Source organism: Pseudomonas sp. GW822-FHT02E03, assembly GCF_058802325.1.
Genome location: NZ_JBXAOA010000011.1, coordinates 61,025 through 78,536, shown reverse-complemented (window position 1 = coordinate 78,536; position 17,512 = coordinate 61,025). Strand labels below are relative to the sequence as shown.

At 59.1% G+C, this 17,512-nt stretch carries 14 protein-coding genes and 1 pseudogene; 7 read left to right on the top strand and 8 right to left on the bottom strand.

The features are described from left to right. Positions 1 to 319: 319 nt before the first annotated feature. Positions 320 to 1,537, top strand: a complete 1,218-nt coding sequence (gene mhpT / locus AC1RQB_RS11135; protein ID WP_493094567.1) for a 3-(3-hydroxy-phenyl)propionate transporter MhpT — start codon at positions 320 to 322, stop codon at positions 1,535 to 1,537. A gap of 130 nt (positions 1,538 to 1,667) precedes the next feature. Here the strand turns inward: mhpT and AC1RQB_RS11130 are convergent, their stop codons facing one another. Further along, positions 1,668 to 2,825, bottom strand: coding sequence for an MMPL family transporter (locus AC1RQB_RS11130; protein ID WP_109790621.1), 1,158 nt, complete (start codon positions 2,823 to 2,825; stop codon positions 1,668 to 1,670). A gap of 152 nt (positions 2,826 to 2,977) precedes the next feature. Next, positions 2,978 to 3,199, bottom strand: a pseudogene (locus tag AC1RQB_RS11125) (DUF1329 domain-containing protein); the annotation flags it as partial. 9 nt (positions 3,200 to 3,208) lie between these two features. On the opposite strand from AC1RQB_RS11125, the gene AC1RQB_RS11120 reads away from it, so the two are divergent. Then, positions 3,209 to 3,265: a hypothetical protein gene (locus AC1RQB_RS11120; RefSeq protein ID WP_492571972.1), complete on the top strand. Its 57-nt coding sequence runs from the start codon at positions 3,209 to 3,211 to the stop codon at positions 3,263 to 3,265. Positions 3,266 to 3,482: 217 nt separating this feature from the next. Next, a complete protein-coding gene (locus AC1RQB_RS11115; protein ID WP_063340123.1) occupies positions 3,483 to 4,094 on the top strand; it encodes a TetR/AcrR family transcriptional regulator in 612 nt (203 codons plus the stop codon). Between the two features lie 91 nt (positions 4,095 to 4,185). Here the strand turns inward: AC1RQB_RS11115 and AC1RQB_RS11110 are convergent, their stop codons facing one another. The 3 genes from AC1RQB_RS11110 to AC1RQB_RS11100 form a co-directional block, all read right to left on the bottom strand. Next, positions 4,186 to 5,289, bottom strand: a complete 1,104-nt coding sequence (locus AC1RQB_RS11110; protein WP_063340124.1) for a polyamine ABC transporter substrate-binding protein — start codon at positions 5,287 to 5,289, stop codon at positions 4,186 to 4,188. A 39-nt stretch (positions 5,290 to 5,328) separates the two neighbouring features. After that, positions 5,329 to 6,666, bottom strand: a complete 1,338-nt coding sequence (locus tag AC1RQB_RS11105) for an alginate export family protein (RefSeq protein WP_063340125.1) — start codon at positions 6,664 to 6,666, stop codon at positions 5,329 to 5,331. A gap of 117 nt (positions 6,667 to 6,783) precedes the next feature. Beyond that, on the bottom strand, positions 6,784 to 8,046 hold the full coding sequence (locus AC1RQB_RS11100) for a serine hydrolase domain-containing protein (RefSeq protein WP_063340126.1): 1,263 nt from the start codon (positions 8,044 to 8,046) through the stop codon (positions 6,784 to 6,786). Positions 8,047 to 8,431: 385 nt separating this feature from the next. On the opposite strand from AC1RQB_RS11100, the gene fdhA reads away from it, so the two are divergent. Beyond that, entirely contained in the window at positions 8,432 to 9,631 is a 1,200-nt protein-coding gene (gene fdhA, locus AC1RQB_RS11095; RefSeq protein WP_063340127.1) for a formaldehyde dehydrogenase, glutathione-independent, read from the top strand. Between the two features lie 260 nt (positions 9,632 to 9,891). On the opposite strand, the gene AC1RQB_RS11090 is transcribed toward fdhA, so the two are convergent. Continuing rightward, complete coding sequence (locus AC1RQB_RS11090) at positions 9,892 to 11,001, bottom strand: MFS transporter (RefSeq protein WP_008073711.1); 1,110 nt, start codon at positions 10,999 to 11,001, stop codon at positions 9,892 to 9,894. Positions 11,002 to 11,136: 135 nt separating this feature from the next. Further along, positions 11,137 to 12,078, bottom strand: a complete 942-nt coding sequence (locus AC1RQB_RS11085; RefSeq protein ID WP_008073710.1) for a LysR family transcriptional regulator — start codon at positions 12,076 to 12,078, stop codon at positions 11,137 to 11,139. 498 nt (positions 12,079 to 12,576) lie between these two features. Here AC1RQB_RS11085 and AC1RQB_RS11080 point away from each other — a divergent pair, with 498 nt between their 5' ends. Continuing rightward, the gene (locus AC1RQB_RS11080) at positions 12,577 to 13,953 is read left to right on the top strand and encodes an MFS family transporter (RefSeq protein ID WP_063340436.1); all 1,377 of its coding nucleotides are present in this window, start codon (positions 12,577 to 12,579) and stop codon (positions 13,951 to 13,953) included. A 557-nt stretch (positions 13,954 to 14,510) separates the two neighbouring features. Here the strand turns inward: AC1RQB_RS11080 and AC1RQB_RS11075 are convergent. Beyond that, a complete protein-coding gene (locus tag AC1RQB_RS11075) occupies positions 14,511 to 15,815 on the bottom strand; it encodes a dicarboxylate/amino acid:cation symporter (protein ID WP_008073707.1) in 1,305 nt (434 codons plus the stop codon). 565 nt (positions 15,816 to 16,380) lie between these two features. Between AC1RQB_RS11075 and AC1RQB_RS11070 the strand changes: the two genes are divergently transcribed. Then, positions 16,381 to 16,920, top strand: a complete 540-nt coding sequence (locus AC1RQB_RS11070) for a thiamine pyrophosphate-binding protein (protein WP_007896342.1) — start codon at positions 16,381 to 16,383, stop codon at positions 16,918 to 16,920. Continuing rightward, on the top strand, positions 16,908 to 17,504 hold the full coding sequence (locus AC1RQB_RS11065; RefSeq protein ID WP_063340128.1) for a thiamine pyrophosphate-dependent enzyme: 597 nt from the start codon (positions 16,908 to 16,910) through the stop codon (positions 17,502 to 17,504). The genes AC1RQB_RS11070 and AC1RQB_RS11065 overlap by 13 nt, the downstream gene beginning before the upstream one ends. Positions 17,505 to 17,512 lie beyond the last annotated feature (8 nt).

Here is a 17,512-nt window from a genome sequence, read left to right as displayed (position 1 = left end):
ATTGTTGTTGTTTTTTGAACGGGATCGCCAAGGTTGCCCCTGGGATCTCAGGCCAGAGAATGGAAAGAGCTGAGGGTGGCGTCAATCCACAATGACCGATAAACGAACATTAATATTATTATCTATTTTTTAGATCCATCTTAAGCCATACGTCATCACATTGATTTAAATGGAATTAATGACTTTTTCTAGCGAATATCCTTGACCGTTCATTTTTTAGTTATCTTTGTTAATCTTAATTCCAACCTGTCACCGCTTGAGGCGAGCAGGCTCGCGTTCACCGTCAGCACACCCACAAAAACAATAAATGAGGTTCGCCATGGACACCCCATCACGTCGTACGACGCTGACCATCGCCCTGTGTTTTATCGTTGCACTGATTGAAGGCTTCGACCTGCAAGCTGCCGGCACTGCCGCCGCGGGCCTGCGTCAAACCTTTGCCCTGGACCCGAAAATGATGGGCTGGGTGTTCAGTGCCGGCATCATCGGCTTGCTGCCGGGCGCCTTCTTCGGCGGCTGGATTGCCGATCGCATCGGTCGCAAGAAAATCCTCATCGGCGCCGTGTTGCTGTTCGGCGTGTTCTCGCTCAGCACTGCCTACGTCAGCACGTTCTCCAGCCTGCTGCTGGCGCGTTTCATGACTGGCCTTGGCCTGGGCGCCGCCCTGCCCAACCTGATCGCCCTGTGTGCCGAAGCCGTGGGTGAGCAGCGCCGGGGTACCGCCATCAGCATCATGTATGCCGGCGTGCCGTTGGGTGGAGCACTGGCGGCGGTGGTCGCCATGCTGTTCACCGATCATTGGCAGGCGACCTTCATCATCGGCGGTCTCGCACCGCTGCTGGTGGTGCCGCTGATGATCCTGCTGCTGCCCGAGTCCAGCGCCTTTCGCCAGCAGCAAGGGACTGTCAATGTGGCGCGCGCTTCAACCGGCCAGGCACTGTTCGGCGAAGGCCGGGCTCGCATTACCCTGGCGTTATGGCTGAGTTACTTCTTCACCCTGACCGTGATGTACATGTTGCTCAACTGGCTGCCATCACTGCTGCTGGAACAGGGATTCAGCAAACCCCAGGCGGGCCTGGTGCAGATGCTGTTCAATATCGGCGGCGCCCTCGGCTCCCTGCTCGGCGGGCTGCTGCTGGATCGCTGCAACGGCATCAAGGTGGTGCTGTTTGTCTATGCCGGGTTGCTGGTGGCGCTGGCCGGAGTCGGCCTGTCGGTGGGCATTGTCCCAATGGGCATCGCCGGGTTTGCTGCCGGGTTGTTTGTGATGGCTGCGCAACTGGTGCTTTATGCCCTGGCACCGCCGTCGTACCCGACCTCGGTGCGCGCCACCGGCGTCGGCGCGGCGGTGGCCATCGGTCGCCTCGGATCGGTGGCCGGGCCGTTGGCCGCGGGGCAGATTCTGGCGGCCGGAGCTGGCACCACCGGGGTATTGCTGGCGACCTCCCCCGGGTTGGTGATTGCAGCACTGACCATCATCAGCGTGATTGCCCGTTCGGTCCCACTGACTGTATCGATGGAAAAGGCCAAGGCCTGATGTGCGAGACCTGTGGGAGCGGGCTTGCTCGCGAAGGCGGCGGTACAGGCAACATTGATGTCGTCTGACACTCCGTCTTCGCGAGCAAGCCCGCTCCCACAGGGTCCGGCGTGCCGAGCCCTACAGCCCTTCAGCCCTCCTTGACCCACTCCACAAGCAAACTCGCCTCAGGCTTTTTTGCGAAGACCTTCTGCGGCAGCAGCAGCCAGGCCAGTGCCGGCAACAGGATCAAGGCACCGAGCATGTTCACCAGGAACATGAAGGCCAGCAGGATGCCCATGTCGGCCTGGAATTTGATCGGCGAGAAGGCCCAGGTCGATACCGCGACCGCCAGTGTCATGCCGGTCAGCAATACCACTTTGCCGGTGAACAACAGCGCTTGGTAATAGGCCTGGGCCAGGGTGTCACCGGCACGCATTCGAGCCAGAATCACACTCAAGACATAGAGCGCGTAGTCGATGCCGATGCCCACGCCGAGCGCGATGACCGGCAGTGTCGCGACTTTCACCCCCATTCCCAGACCCACCATCAGCGCCTCGCACAGAATCGAGGTGAGCATCAGCGGCAGCATTGCGCAAAGGGTTGCACGCCAACTACGGAAAGTCAGCAGGCATAGCAGGCTGACCGCGCCGTAGACCCAGAACAGCATCTCGTGCATGGATTTTTTCACCACGATATTGGTCGCGGCTTCGATACCGGCGCTGCCGGCGGCCAGCATGAATTTGACCTCTGGCACCTGATGCTCGCTGATGAATTTCTCACTGGCCTGCACCACCCGATTCAAGGTATCGGCCTTGTGATCAGACAGGTAAACGTACAGCGACAGCATCGAACAGCCCTGATTGAACAGCTCTCGCGGTGCACGGGTCTGCACGGCGCCCAGCGCGCCGTCATTAGGGATCAGCTCATACCATTTGAAGTTGCCTTCGTTGTAACCGGCCGTGGCGATTTTGCTCAGCGCTGCCAGCGCGGCGGCACGCTCACCGTCGAGTTGCTTGTGCCAGGTTTCGCCACCGTCCTCGGTGTGCAACACCACCCCCAGATGACCGACCGCCCAGCCCTGCTCGGCATCGACGAATTGTACCGCGGTCAGGCTGACGCTGACCGGCACACGGGCCTGGCGCCAAGTCATTCCAAAGTCATCCGAGAGCAATACGATGCCGCGTTCGCCGACCGCCACCAGGCGCTCGCCAGCCCGGGCCAGCCCAAGCAATACCGCGCGCGCGGCCTTGGCGGCCGGCAGTGCCGGCTGCTGTAGCACAGCAAACGTTGCGGCCTGCGCAACCATGGACGTGCTCACCAACAGACACAACGCCAGCGCGCAGGCACTCCATCGCAGACCGTACTCGCAAAGATTTTTTCAACGCTCATGTATTTATCCCGCCTGGAAAATCGCCAGCGACCGCGACGAGTTTTTCGCTCGTCACGGCGCTCCATGGTTCAACGCATGTTTTCGTTGGCCATGGCATCCGGTGTGTAAAAGGAAGCCGAAGGTTTTGCGATCGTCTGGTACTGGACCGCCAGATCGTTGCTCGAAGAGTTAAGGAAGTAGGCGCCGGTATCGAGGTTGTAGCTGCCCCACATGACTTGCGCAGTGAGCGCCGGCAGGTCCGGTGCCAACAGCGTCAGCGAATACATCTGCCGACCCAGTTTGCCGCGCGACTGCTGGGGTTGAGTCGTGCGCAGTTTGCTTATCGACTGAAAAAATACCGACAGGCATCGGCTTGATTCAGGCGGACCAATGCACGCTGAACAGCGCGCAAAAGATTAATAAAATTAACTATAAAGCCTGAGGACTCTCGCCACCCGTCAACGAGACTTCTCGCTTCCGGGATAAACGCGCACTACAGAAATTAGCGCTTTAAAAATTTTACCCGATTAAGTATTTTGCATGGATGATTGGGCGACATGCGCCCCCTTTATTCATAGCGACAAGGGATCTACCGTGAGCGGACTGCGTGAACGCCAGAAAGTCGAACGACGCCAAGCCATCAGCAAGGCGGCGATCGAACTGTTCGAGCGTCAAGGTTTCCAGAACACCACCATCGAACAGATCGCCAACCAGGCTGGGGTGTCGGCGCCCACCGTGTTCAAGTACTTCGGCAACAAGCAGGAAATCATCCTGGAAATCCTGCACGACGCCGACCAGCGCGCCCTCAAGGACACCCGCAACCAGATCCCTGAAATTGAGGATCCGGTCGACGCCCTGTGCTACCTGGAACGCCTACTGACCGGTTACGCCCTGGAAGTCATGCATCCCAGTCTTTGGCGTGAACTGCTGCCGTTGATTCTGTTTGGTGGTGATAACGGACTGCCCGAAGGTTATCGGGCCATGAACGATGCGCTCAGGGCTGAAATCAGCGGGTTGCTCAGAGAACTGCAGCAGGCCGGCAGGCTGCGCGCCGACCTCAACGTCGACCTGGCCGCCTTCCTGTTGAACGACTACTCACACCTGCAGTTGTTCAGGCTGGTCAACCAGGAACAGCCTGACATCGAGTCACACTCCGCTCAGGTAAGGCGTATCACCGAGCTGCTCTTTTACGGAATGCAGGCCTGAGAACGCCAGCCTCCTCCCAGACTGGCTTCATGCTCTAGCCGAGACGGGTCGTTGCTGGCGAGCCCGGCGTCACGACGCCGGGCCACGACGATCAGCGATTGGTCTTGATGGTGGTCCAGGTGCGGGTGCGGATCCGCTCCACGGCTGCCGGCATGGGCTGCAGAGCGAACAGTGTTTTGCGCGCTTCGTCCGGCACATACATGTTGGGGTTATTCCGGATGTCGGCGTTCACCAGCGCGGTGGCGTCCTTGTTCGGATTGGGGTAACCGATCTTGTTGCTGATCCGGGCAATGACGTCAGGGCGCAGGATGTAGTTGATGAACTCATAGGCCTCTTTGGTATGGGGGGCGTTGGCCGGCACCATCATCACGTCCGACCACATCGGCGCGCCTTCCTTGGGTAACGCCATCTCCACCTTGACGCCCTTGCCAGCGGCATCGGCCAGTTGCTTGGCCAACGCGATGCCCCCAGACCAGCCCACGGCTACGCAGATGTCACCGTTGGCCAGGTCCATGCCGTAGCGTGAGGAGTTGAAGTAGGTGATGTGCGGGCGAATCTTCATCATCGCCGCCTGAGCCTGCGGGTAGTCCTCGCGCTTCTGACTGTTAGGGTCGAGGCCCTTGTAATGCAAGGCGATGGGCACGATTTCGTTGGCCGCGTCGAGGAAACCGACACCGCAACTGGCCAGCTTGGCGAGGTTCTCTTCCTTGAAGATCATGTCCCACGTGTTCATCTGCACATTGGCGCCCAAGACTTGCTGAACCTTGTCGACGTTGTAGCCAATCAGCGTGGTGCCCCACAAGTACGGTGCCGCGTAGCGGTTGCCCGTGTCACCCGCAGCTTCCAGGGTTTTCATGAATTCCGGGTCCAGGTGCTGCCAGTTCGGCAGCTGGCTGCGGTCCAGCGGCTGGACCGCACCAGCGGCGATCAGGTGACTCAGGTTGGCGCTGCCCGGGTACACCACGTCATACCCGGAATTGCCGGTCAGCAGTTTGGACTCCAGGGTTTCGACACTGTCAAAAACGTCGTAGATCGGACGGATGCCTGTTTCCTCCTGAAAGCTCTTGAGCACTTCAGGTGGCAGGTACTCGATCCAGTTGTAGATCCGCACCGTGCGTTCTTCAGCCAGGCACACACCGCTGGCCAGCAACGACACTACAGCGCCCAATAAGGTGTTACGCAAAAACGTGTTCATGGTTAAGCACTCCTGCGCGGCCGCGAAGGCTCGCGGCACTTAATAGCGGTAGGTGAAATACAGTTCCAGCGCACTGAAATTCTGGTCATCGCCGAACACCTGCTTGGCAGCGGCCAGTGGCTTGACCCAGTTATAGGAGAGCGACGTATAGAACGACGGCGTCGGGGTCCAGTCGAGGAAAACCACACTCTCATCGGCAAAGCGTCGATCGCTGACGGGTGCCCCCATGTAGTTTTTCTCGTCCAGCCAGAACTGATAGTGGATCGCGCCGAGAGTCAGCGTTTCATTGAGGTGGGTCTTGAGCGAGAACTGTTGAACGTTTTCGTTGCTGTTGAACAGCAGGTAGTTGCCGACGACATCCCCCACCAGCCAGGTGCTCCAGTCGACGAAGCCCTTGCTCAGCGAGTCCCAGGCTTTCTGCCGGTTGTCGGTGAGGTTGTCGTCGCCGGAGAAACTAGCGTAGCGATAGCCGAGCACCGGGGTCAGCGGTAACGTGTTGAAGGCGTATTCCGCCTGGCCGTACCAGGCGTTGGCATCGTAATCCACGCCTTCACCACTGCCCCGCTCCACGGCGTATTCGGCATTCAGCGTCAGGTCCGGCACGCCCGGTACTTTGGCCTTCAACGCACGCACGTTGTACACCTGCATCCCGTCCCGGCGTCGTGGCAGTGTACTGCCCTTGGGCCCCAGCGCATTGACCTTCATCGCCATGGCCCCCAGCGTCACCTGATCGTCGAGGTTGTAATCCAGGTTGACGCCGGTCATGCGGAAATCACCCAGATCGTCGTCGGTGCGCAAGGTGAAGGCCTGGGTCTTCAACGCGCCATGATCCCAGGCCAGAATGGCCGAATCCTTGAAGGCGGTTCTGGGGCCAAGCCAGTAGGCGCCGTCCTTGAGTTGGTCGAGGTTACCGTCCATGACGATGAAGCCCGTCCCGATCATGTAGTTCTGACGACCGGCAGTCAGCGTCCACTCGCCGGCCCGGAAACCGCCGTAGAGTTCTTCGGTGGCCACGTCGCCATCAGAGCTTCGAGTGAAGCCGCCGGCATCGCCATCGCCAAAGGTGGTCGCCGCCACCAGCGAGCCACCGGCCAACAGGCTGAAGTCTGGCTGCAGGGCATATTCCAGCTTGACGCCGGGCTTGACGTAGAACTCCTGCCAGTCGATTTTCGTACCGTCCTTCTTGCCACTGCGCGCATCGACGCGGCCGCTGCCGAAGTTGACGTTACGGGTGGAAAGAGTCGCACCGCCGGCGGTGAAGTTGACCTCACCCTTGAGGTTGCCATCCTCGAAGGTGTAGCCCGCCAGCGCGACTTGGGCGGTCAGGGGTAAGCCGACCGCTAAGAGCGTTCGAGAGAAACGCGTCATGAAAACCATATGAAGCTCCTGTGTGATTATTGTTGTTACAGGGCAGTGAATGGCGGCGCAGAGCGCCGCCAACACCTGGCCGAGCCAGGTGAAAAGGACGCAAAATTCTTGTCTTTATGGGGTGTTTCAGTGGCTAAGATGCGCGGCGATAGCACGCAGCATGCGCACGCTGTCAGCATCGAACGGGCTGACGGCCTCGGTCAGCGATGACTGCTTGACGATCACCACACCGGACGGCTTATCGACGAACAGGTATTGGCCATGAATGCCACCGGCCATGATCGCCTGGCTGTGGTCGTTGAAGACGTACCACTGGCTGCGGTAGGAAGCGCCGGGGGTCCAGTCGGAGAATTCGGAGTTTTTGGCGTAGATCGCCGGATCGGAGCCGGCGGCGATGCGTGCAACCGTCTCGGTCGACAGCAACTGCAGCCCATCATGACGACCGTCGTTGGCGAGCAGCCGACCGAACCGCGCCATGTCTCGCAAGGTGGCGTTGAAACCGGCACCGGCAACGCTACGCCCCCAAGGGTCGGCCATGAAGTAGCCGTCGCGCTCACACCCCAACTGGCTCCAGAGGTCTTGCAGCAATTGATTGCAAGCCTTGCCCGAAGCGCGCTCCATGACCCAGGCCAGGGCTTCGGTGGTGGCGGTCACGTAATGGAAAAAGCCGCCGTGGCTGCCGCGTTTTTTCAGCGACGGCAGGTACTGATACAGCGACTCGAACTGAGCGTACTGCGCAGGTGCCGGCTGGAAACCGCAGGCGTAGCCGTACTGCGAACTTTCAGAGTTGGGATCGTCATAGACTTCGCTGTAGTCGATGCCCACGGCCATGTCGAACAGCTGGCGCACCGTGGCATCGCCAAACGCGCTGCCCGACAGTTCGGGCACGTAATGCGCCGCCGGCAATTGCGGATTGAGGATGCCATCGCAGACCAGTTGCTCCCCCAGGGTGCCGATCAGCGACTTGGTCACCGAAAACATGATATGCCGGTCGCGGGGACGCTGGCCGTTGAAGTAACGCTCGAACAGCACCGTGTCGCCCTGCATCACCAAGAAGGCGTCGGTCTGACTGGCCACAAGGTGATCGATGACACTGACGCTCAGACCACATTCACTGTCGAAGTGCAGTTCATCCAGCGCTTGCGGAGCTTCCTTCAGGACACTGACGGGTCCGCTACCCGCCTCCACATCAATGGAGGGACGCAGGCGCGCCAGATTACGGAACCCCCACTGATTGAACGGTGGACGCATCCAGTTGTTCCAGGTGACGCGGCGTTTTGGCTCGGCCGGAAAGCCCTGCATAAACAAAGGCGCCAAGCGCCTGTCGAGTGACGATTCATTCGTCTCGATATAAAGACTGGCCAGCAACGGCACGGTGTTCTGACTCATCGGGTTTCCCCTGCAAAATGACTCTGCGTGAAAGCAGATGCAGGGAAATAATTACCCGGTATTATTTTTTAGTCAATAAAACTTTTTGCAGATTAAAATTATTACCGCTGTGTTTTGATGGGGCAAACACGGCACTCAGCGCCCGTTGCTCCTGCGCCAGCCCTGCCAACCGGGATGGTGATTGGGCGCTAGATGCCCTCGCGGAGTACTGATACCAGGCGTAGGATCGATACGATGACTGCTAATCACGCGTCGTTGGAAGGTGACTTCCAACCAATCTGCATTCACGCGCAAACGCAAGACATTTACCGCCGCACTGTAAGGCCGCGCGACCCTTCGCAGTACAAGGGCCGTGTTCTCACAACAACAAAAGCGAGGTGAAATCATGTCTGGTAATCGTGGTGTCGTGTATCTCGGCGCAGGCAAGGTCGAGGTGCAGACCATCCCCTATCCAAAAATGGAAGACCCGCGCGGCAAGCGCATTGACCATGGCGTGATCCTGCGCGTGGTTTCGACCAATATCTGCGGCTCCGACCAGCATATGGTACGTGGCCGGACCACGGCCCAGGTCGGGCTGGTGCTTGGCCATGAGATCACCGGCGAGGTCATAGAGAAGGGCCGTGACGTGGAAAACGTGCAGATCGGTGACCTGGTATCGGTGCCGTTCAACGTCGCCTGCGGCCGTTGTCGCAGTTGCAAGGAACAGCACACCGGCGTCTGCCTGACGGTCAATCCGGCGCGCCCCGGCGGGGCCTATGGCTATGTGGACATGGGTGACTGGGTTGGCGGCCAGGCCGAATACGTACTGGTGCCGTATGCCGACTTCAACCTGCTGAAGCTGCCCGACCGCGACAAGGCAATGGAGAAAATCCGCGACCTGACCTGCCTCTCCGATATCCTGCCGACCGGCTACCATGGCGCGGTGACCGCCGGCGTCGGCCCTGGCAGCACGGTGTATATCGCCGGTGCCGGCCCGGTCGGACTGGCTGCTGCCGCCTCCGCCCGTCTGCTGGGTGCGGCGGTGGTGATAGTCGGCGACGTCAATCCGCTGCGTCTGGCGCATGCCAAGGCCCAAGGCTTCGAGATCGCCGACCTGACCCTGGACACTCCGCTGCACGAGCAAATCGCCAACATGCTCGGTGAGCCGGAAGTCGATTGTGCGGTCGATGCGGTCGGCTTCGAAGCCCGCGGCCACGGCCATGACGGCGCGCAGCACGAGGCCCCGGCCGATGTGCTCAACGCGCTGATGGGCGTGGTGCGGGTCGCCGGCAATATCGGTATCCCCGGTCTGTATGTCACCGAAGACCCGGGTGCGGTCAACAAAGCCGCCAAGCATGGCAGCCTGAACATCCGTTTCGGCCTCGGCTGGGCCAAATCCCACAGCTTCCACACCGGCCAGACCCCGACGATGAAGTACAACCGTCAGCTGATGCAGGCGATCATGTGGGACCGGATCAAGATTGCCGAGGTCGTCGGCGTGCAGGTGATCAGCCTGGACGACGCGCCACGTGGTTACCACGAGTTCGATGCCGGGGCGCCGAAGAAATTCGTCATGGATCCGCACAAGCTGTTTACCGCGGCCTAGGGAACAGGTTGGGAAAAGGGCAGCCTTGAGCTGCCCTTGTTTATGGCCGAGTGTCCCGTCCTGAACCTGTTTCAGGACGGGAGACCTATGTCATGCACCCCAATGGGATCACGCTGTCGACTTGAGCGATGACTGGGCTCATCGCACCTTGTTCGTGGGGGTCGCAAGTCAGGCGCAACTGGCGCCGGAAGCGGCCAAGCTGTTTGAGTATCTGAGCAGCGTGCATGGCTGATACTGTCGCAGGGGCAGCGCTGTTCTTTTCACACCAGCCGAATGAGCAAAAACACCAAAAGCACATTCAATACGGCCAGCGAACTCAGGCCCGCTAGCACACCGCTAGCGCCCCAGGTCTGCAACAGATAACCGCCCGCGAGGGGAGTCAAGGCTTGTCCAATGAGCGAAGGCCGAGCCATGCGTCCCATCAGCAAAACATAATGGGTGGACGACATCAGGGCCAGTGGCAGCAGGCCTCGCACGATCGCCCGCAAACCATTACCCGCGCCGTAGATCACCAGCCCCAGAGCGGTCATTGCCGGCGCGATGGTCACCAGCAACAGACCGATTGCCACGAATACCACGCTGATCAATGTCGTCCAGATAGGGTGTCGCTTTCGCGAAAACACTTGTAGAACGCGTGAGCCGACCTGGCTCGGCCCCAGCAAGGCGCTCAGTCCGATGGCGGCTGCAAGCGAGTAACCCTGCCCCTGCAACAATGAAATCAGCTGGACAGATATCGCCGTCATGATCACTGCACCCAACGCAAAAATCAGCGTGAGCAACAGGTAGATCCGCCGGTCGACAGAGAGGTTTTCATCACTCATGGCATGGCTTTTTGCGAGTTGCCCCGCGCCAGGCGCCAGCACCCAGAGATAAAGCGGTGCCACAGCAATGACCAATAGCCCCCCATAAGCCACGCACGTCGCGCGCCAGCCAATGTGCTCGATGACCAGCGCGACCGCAGGCCATGACAGCGTTGTCGCAAACCCTGAAATAAGCGTGATCCCGGTAATCGCACTGCCCGCCCGCTCCCCGTATAAAGAACCTAAAGCGGCGAATAGCGCTTCATACAGCCCCAGCGCCATACCGACGCCAATCACTGCCCAAGACAAAAGAAACATCGGCAACGAGGTCGAGCTGGCCATCAGAAACAGCCCGATGGCGACGCCCAGGCCGCTACTGGCCAGGATGGGGCGGCCGCCATAGCGAGCAATAAGCCGGCTGGTCAATGGCGCCAGCATTGCGGACACCAGAATGCTCAGCGACAGCGCGCCATACACCCATTGGCTGGCCCAACCGGTCTCTCTCATGATCGGATCGGCCATGACGGCCATCAGGAAGAACGAACCTCCCCAGACCAGCACTTGCAGCATCCCCAATACAAAAATGCCGAATACGCTTGGCAGTCGCGTTTGATGGTTCAAGACAGTGTCATCAGTGGTGAGAAAAAGCAGAAGTCGTGAGCAGTTGCGCAACTACGGGTAGGGGTTAACCGATTGGCCAATGGTTCAAAGCAGGTGTCCAGCCCAGATCTTGCGATTGACCAGGTCGGCAGCAATTTCGATGAAGGCGTCTCCGACGAATTTGGCAGCCGGGCTGACGCGCCTGTCCGCCGGAAAAACCTGAACCAGTTTGCGCATGGGCACCGGATCGATCAGCGGCGCCGCACACAGCACGCCGGCTTCGACTTGGGCGTAAATCGACGCCAGTGGTAACGCCGTCATACCGAAGCCATTGCGGACCAGATCGATCATCGCGCCGAACGAGTCGGCCTCAACACTGGTCTTGAGCTTGATCCCGACTTCTCTGGCACAGTTATCCAGAATGACCCGAAGGCCATGTCGGGCGCTTGGCAATACCAGTTGCTGCTCGGCCAGGGAGGCAAAGGTTACCGGCGTGTCGATGCGCAGGTTGGCACTGGCGGGGCCGACCAGCATCAGGTTTTCCATCATCACCGGCACAATCCTGAGCGTATGCAGGGGTTGCGGATCGTAGGAAATGGCCAGTTCCAATTCGCCGCGCTGCACCCAATCCAGCAGATAGCCGCTGTAGGCCGAGGAAAATCGGACGGCCAGATTGGGATGCGCCTCGCGGATCTTGCGCACCAACGGTACGGTGACAATCTCGGCAACCGTCGGCGTCGTACCGATGACCACCGTTCCACGAAAAGACGATCGGCCACCGACAACCGAGCTTCTGATCGATTCCATTTCTTCCATGATTCGGGTGGCATGGGCCAGCACTTCCCGACCGACGTCGGTAATTTCCATCCCGCGCCCGTGCCGTTCGAACAGGTAGGCGCCGAGCTCTTTCTCCAACATTCTGATTTGTCGGCTAAGGGCCGGTTGCGCGATGTGAAGCCGGTCGGAAGCCTTGCTGAGACTGCCCAGCTCGGCCACATGAATCAGGGTTTTGAGTTGAACGACATCCATTACCAGGCCAGTCAGCATCGGGCTCGGCGCGATATGCGTCGAAAGTGCTGTGAGTGTAATCGCATTTGCGCACCTTGGAATGCCCCGCGAACCGCGTGTCGTGAGGCCTCAAGGCTTTCGAGCCGCCTGTATGCCCCGGCCCGCCGGGGCTGTACGCCAAGCTATAGAATTTAGGTATATCAGTTAGGCCCGCCTGACGGCTTATTACCCTCCTCACTCTGCGGTAGCGTGCAATCAACGTCGGCGCCAAAGAGCGCTCGGCTCACTACAAGAATAAGATTCGAGGGCTCGCGCCATGATGTTCAACACTTCGTCTTACCTGACTTGTCCGATTTCCCCGGGCCACGTACAGCTCACCACGCTCGTGCATCCTCCCTCCTCCTTCTCTTCAGAAAATCCGGCCGTGGGCGGGTTCGCGCCTCTTCGTTAAGCCCAACAACCCATCGAGCCAGTCACGTTCGGACACGCATCAGCGTGCTCCTCGTATCGCCTCGCCTTGAAGAAAGGGTGAACAACATGTCCGCATCAATCACAGACGCCAAAGACCACGCCGCCGAAACCGCTCCGATGAAAGCGCCAAACCGCGTAAAAGCCATCATGGGTGCCTGCTCGGGCAATCTGGTGGAGTGGTACGATTTTTTCATTTACGCCTACACCGCCATTTACTTTGCCGCTTCGTTTTTCCCCAAGGGGGACACCACCAGCCAACTACTGGCAACCGCCGGGGTTTTCGCCGTCGGCTTTTTCATGCGCCCGCTCGGTGGCTGGATTTTCGGCTGGATCGCTGACACTCGCGGCCGCAAGGTTTCCATGATCATCTCGGTGTTCATGATGTGTGCAGGCTCGCTGCTGATCGCCGTCATGCCGACCTACGCGACTATAGGGGTCGCGGCACCGATTCTGCTCGTGGTGGCCAGGCTGATCCAGGGCCTGTCCGTCGGTGCGGAGTACGGCACCGGCGCCACCTACATCAGCGAAATCGCGACACCGGGCCGCCGCTGTTTCTATGGATCGTTTCAATACTTCACCATCATTGCCGGGCAGCTGCTGGCCTTGATGACCGTGGTCATTCTCCAGCAAACCCTGACCGGCGAAGAGTTGCGCGAATGGGGCTGGAGGATTCCGTTCTTCATCGGCGCCCTGAGCTCGATCGTGGTGGTGTATCTGCGGCGCGCCATGCATGAAACCGCGACCAAAAAAGACATGAACCGCAAAGATGCCGGGTCTCTGCGCGGCATGTTCAAACACAAACGGGCGGTCGCCCTGGTCGTGGCGTTCACCATCGGCGGTTCGCTATATTTCTACACCTTCACCACCTACATGCAGAAGTTCCTGGTGATCTCCGCTGGTTTCAGCCCTGAAACGGTCAGCTTCATCATGACGGCAGCCCTGGTCGGTTTCATGTTCTGCCAGCCACTGTTTGGCTTGCTCGCTGACCGTATCGGGATCAAAGCGCACATGCTGATGTTTTCCGGATTGGCCATGCTGCTGGTGATCCCCCTGCTCTATTCGCTGCAGTCAGTCAGCAGCCCGTTTACGGCGTTCCTGCTGGTGTTTGGCGGCCTGGCCATTGCGTCGCTCTACACCCCGATTGCCGGGATCGTCAAAGCTGAACTGTTCCCGCCTGCGGTGCGTGCGCTGGGCGTAGGCTTTCCGTATGCCGTCGGCAACGCGGCATTCGGTGGCACTGCCGAGTACGTGGCCCTGTCGCTCCGATCACAGGGTGTCGAGGCGTATTTTTTCTTCTATGTCGCGGCGGTAGTGACCATCACCTTCATCGCTGCGATGTTGATGCCGAATCTTTCGCGCTACGGGTACATCAGCGGTAGCGGTGAGATCGAAGAGCGCACAGGACTCAAGGGTTGTTCAAAACCGAGTGCTGCCAGGGTCTGAGCATTACAACGGCACGATTGAAAAGCGCCCATTGGGTACCCGGCCATGGCCGGGTTTTGCTGTTTGTCAGTCGCGCTAACTCGATGCTCTTAGTCATTAATGGAGCACTTTTTCTCAACTGAGCCCGAGTGATGATCGCTGGCGCCATCGACCAGTCATGGCTGGACAAGGTGCTGGAAAAGGCCAGCCTGGCGAACTGACACCTTCGCAAATCACTTTCCGCACAGACTCCACAGCGCCATCCAACCGGACCCCCAGCCTAATGCCGGTAAGTTAAGAGGCGACGAAATCCTGTGGGAGCGTGGCTTGCCCGCGAAGAATGCACCGCGGTCTTTCAGGTACTGCGCGTCATCGTTCTTCGCGGGCAAGCCACGCTCCCACAGGTTCTGCGTCTTAACTTACCGGCATTGGTACCCAGCCCGGTTTTTTATGTGCTGTTGCATCCAGCGCCTTTGCGAAACAAGTGGCCGCCCCTTACGTTCGAATAAACGACAAAGGGTGAGCAGCCACGTGTGTGAATGCTCACCCTTTGATCTTGAAGACGCACCGATAACAGGTCAGACCGTCAGCGGTTTTTCTCCTGTGTCACCCTGAACATCCAGCGCAGCGGCATGACGCTCAGCCTCGTCCTCACTCACCAACTCGCCCTCCCATTTGGCCACCACCGCCGTGGCGATGGAGTTGCCCACCGCGTTGGTGGCCGAGCGGCCCATGTCGAGGAAGGTGTCGATTCCCAGAATCAGCAGCAAACCGGCTTCGGGAATATCGAACTGGGTCAGGGTCGCGGCAATCACTACCAGCGAAGCGCGCGGCACGCCGGCCATGCCTTTGGAGGTCAGCATCAACGTCAACAACATGGTGATCTGCGTACCGATGGACATCTCGATGCCATAGGCCTGAGCGATGAACAGCACAGCAAACGTGCAGTACATCATCGAGCCGTCGAGGTTGAAGGAGTAACCCATGGGCATGACGAAACTCGAGATCCTGCGCTTGACCCCGAAACGATCCAGCGCATGAAGAATCTTCGGGTAAGCCGACTCGGAACTGGCCGTGGCGAAAGACAGCAGGAAAGCTTCCCTGATCAGCACCACCAGTTTGAACACGCGCCGCCCCAGGAACATCCAACCGGCAAACATCAGCATTGCCCAGAGCACGATCAGCCCGAAATAGAAGTCACGCATGAAGACCGCGAACTTCACCAGAATGTAGAGTCCGTTGACCGCCACGGTCGCGGCCATGGCCGCCATCACCGCCAGCGGCGCGAGTTTCATCACGTAACCGGTGACTTTCAACATCGCGTGAGACAAATCCTCTATGACATTGATCAGTCCTTGGGCCTTCTTGCCTAGAGAGGCCAACGCCACGCCAAAAAACAGCGAGAACACCACGATCTGCAGAATTTCATTAGTGGCCATGGCCTCCGCGAAAGACCTGGGCACCAAATGCGTCGCGAAATCCTTCAGGGTGAACACTGACGTTTGCAGGTTGGTCGCACTCGTCACCTCTGGTAATGGCAAGCCCAGGTTGTGCCCGGGTTGCAGCAGGTTGGCCATGACCAACCCCACCGACAGCGAAATCAACGACGCGGTGACGAACCAGCCCAGCGCCTTGCAAAAGACCCGGCCCACAGCGCTTGCGTCGCCCATGTGAGCGATGCCCACCACCAGCGTCGAAAACACCAAGGGGCCGATGAGCATTTTGATCAGACGTAGAAAAATATCGGAGATGATCGAGATGTAACCGGCGACTCGGGTCGCCGCCGCTTTGTCCGGGAAGTTGAGGAAAATCATGTAGCCGATAACGATCCCCAGCAGCATGGCGATCAAGATGCCTGCCGCAGCCGGTAGCCTGTTTTTCATAACGCACCTGTTGTCGTATTTTCTGGAAAGTAGCCTGGACAAGCGCCCGCGTGATCACGCGATGGCGCTGCAAAACGCAAGGTCAGCCGCCGTGCTACGGAATGAAAAAGGCAAGTGCAAAGTGCCTGTAACGGCAGGTCGAGGATGGATGCGGGTGGAACAGGTCATGGACAGAGGACAGGACGGGGCAAGCCAACTGCAGGAAGCTGTCATACATAGGTGCAATCCTCGGATCTTATAGTTGTGGTTGCGTCGGTTACGCGCTGTACCGACGTAGCCGGAAAACTACGCTAGTCCCGCTCCCCCAATAAGAGCCGATCGCGCTCTACCAGATATGCCCAAAAGCTATGGCGCCGTGCTCAAGCTCAGCGTTTTCGTGAATGGCAAACACTCAGTTTTCCTCTTCCCATAATTCGTGGTTATCGCCGCTCACTGCTGCGCACGCATCCGCCGTCCAGCTATACAAAACGGGCATATCTCAAAGACAAAAACGGTAGTCGTCGTTCTCCTCCAGCGCTCCCAGAATGAGTGAAAACACAAAAGCAGCACTGCTTGGGAGATAGGCATGTCAACAGAAGCTGAACAAACCGTGGGGCAGGATTGGCAGGAGGACGTGTTCCGCGTGCTCAAGGCCCACGACGTCAAACACGTGGTCTTCGTACCGGATGCAGGCCATTCGGCGGCGATCCGCATGTCGTACGCAGACCCGGACATCAAGGCCGTTGTCCTCACCACTGAAGAAGAAGGCATCGGCTACCTCGCCGGCGCCTGGTTGGGTGGTGAACGTGGCGCCCTGCTGATGCAATCGAGCGGTGTCGGTAACTGCATCAACACTCTGGCACTTCAAGTCTGTGCCGGTTTTCCGCTGTTGATGGTGGTCACCATGCGCGGTGACTGGGCCGAATTCAATGCGTGGCAGAACCCCATGGGTCAGGCCACCGAAGCCTCCCTGAACCTGATGAAAGTCATGACCTGGCGTGCCGACGTTCCCGAAGACGTCGCCCCGTTGCTGCACGGTGCCGCGACCATGGCCTTCAACGGTGATTCCGCCACTGCCCTGCTGCTCGGCCAGCGCCTGATTGGAGAAAAGAAATGGGTCAAGTAAGCGCAAACCACACCCTGTGCCGCCGCGAAGTGGTCAAAGCCTTGTTGGCCGATCGCAACGACGTGCTGGTCGTGACCGGCCTGGGATCGGCGTCCTATGACGTCATGGCGGCCGGTGACAATGATCTGAATTACTACCTCTGGGCCGCCATGGGCAGCGCAATCACAGTCGGCCTGGGCCTGGCCAATGCCCAGCCGGACAAATCGGTGGTGGTCGTCACGGGTGACGGTGAGTTGCTCATGGGCTTCGGCGCACTGGCGACCGTCGCGCTGCAAAAGCCCGCCAACTTGACCATTGCTGTGTTGGACAACGGTCACTTTGGCGAAACCGGCATGCAGGTCAGCCACGCCGGATTTGGCATCTCCCTGGACCAGGTGGCGAAGACTTGCGGCTTCAGCTGGACCGATGAAATCCGCGACATGGAAGGCGTACACAACTTGCGCGAGCGCTTTGCAACCCGCGATGGCGTCAAGCTCGCAACGATCAAGATCAAAGCGGAAAACCCGCCGCGGGTGCTGCCTCCGCGCGATGGTCACTACATCAAGAATCGCTTTCGTGCTGCCTTGGGTTTCAACCCGATCTGATTGCTCTA

What these genes read in the sequence shown, in the direction of transcription:
- AC1RQB_RS11065 (WP_063340128.1), top strand. Translation starts at nt 16,908, where the DNA reads ATGGGTCAAGTAAGCGCAAACCACACCCTGTGCCGCCGCGAAGTGGTC.
- mhpT (WP_493094567.1), top strand. Translation starts at nt 320, where the DNA reads ATGGACACCCCATCACGTCGTACGACGCTGACCATCGCCCTGTGTTTT.
- AC1RQB_RS11090 (WP_008073711.1), bottom strand. Translation starts at nt 11,001, where the DNA reads ATGCTGCAAGTGCTGGTCTGGGGAGGTTCGTTCTTCCTGATGGCCGTC.
- AC1RQB_RS11110 (WP_063340124.1), bottom strand. Translation starts at nt 5,289, where the DNA reads ATGAACACGTTTTTGCGTAACACCTTATTGGGCGCTGTAGTGTCGTTG.
- fdhA (WP_063340127.1), top strand. Translation starts at nt 8,432, where the DNA reads ATGTCTGGTAATCGTGGTGTCGTGTATCTCGGCGCAGGCAAGGTCGAG.
- AC1RQB_RS11105 (WP_063340125.1), bottom strand. Translation starts at nt 6,666, where the DNA reads ATGGTTTTCATGACGCGTTTCTCTCGAACGCTCTTAGCGGTCGGCTTA.
- AC1RQB_RS11085 (WP_008073710.1), bottom strand. Translation starts at nt 12,078, where the DNA reads ATGCTGACTGGCCTGGTAATGGATGTCGTTCAACTCAAAACCCTGATT.
- AC1RQB_RS11070 (WP_007896342.1), top strand. Translation starts at nt 16,381, where the DNA reads ATGTCAACAGAAGCTGAACAAACCGTGGGGCAGGATTGGCAGGAGGAC.
- AC1RQB_RS11075 (WP_008073707.1), bottom strand. Translation starts at nt 15,815, where the DNA reads ATGAAAAACAGGCTACCGGCTGCGGCAGGCATCTTGATCGCCATGCTG.
- AC1RQB_RS11080 (WP_063340436.1), top strand. Translation starts at nt 12,577, where the DNA reads ATGTCCGCATCAATCACAGACGCCAAAGACCACGCCGCCGAAACCGCT.
- AC1RQB_RS11100 (WP_063340126.1), bottom strand. Translation starts at nt 8,046, where the DNA reads ATGAGTCAGAACACCGTGCCGTTGCTGGCCAGTCTTTATATCGAGACG.
- AC1RQB_RS11130 (WP_109790621.1), bottom strand. Translation starts at nt 2,825, where the DNA reads ATGGTTGCGCAGGCCGCAACGTTTGCTGTGCTACAGCAGCCGGCACTG.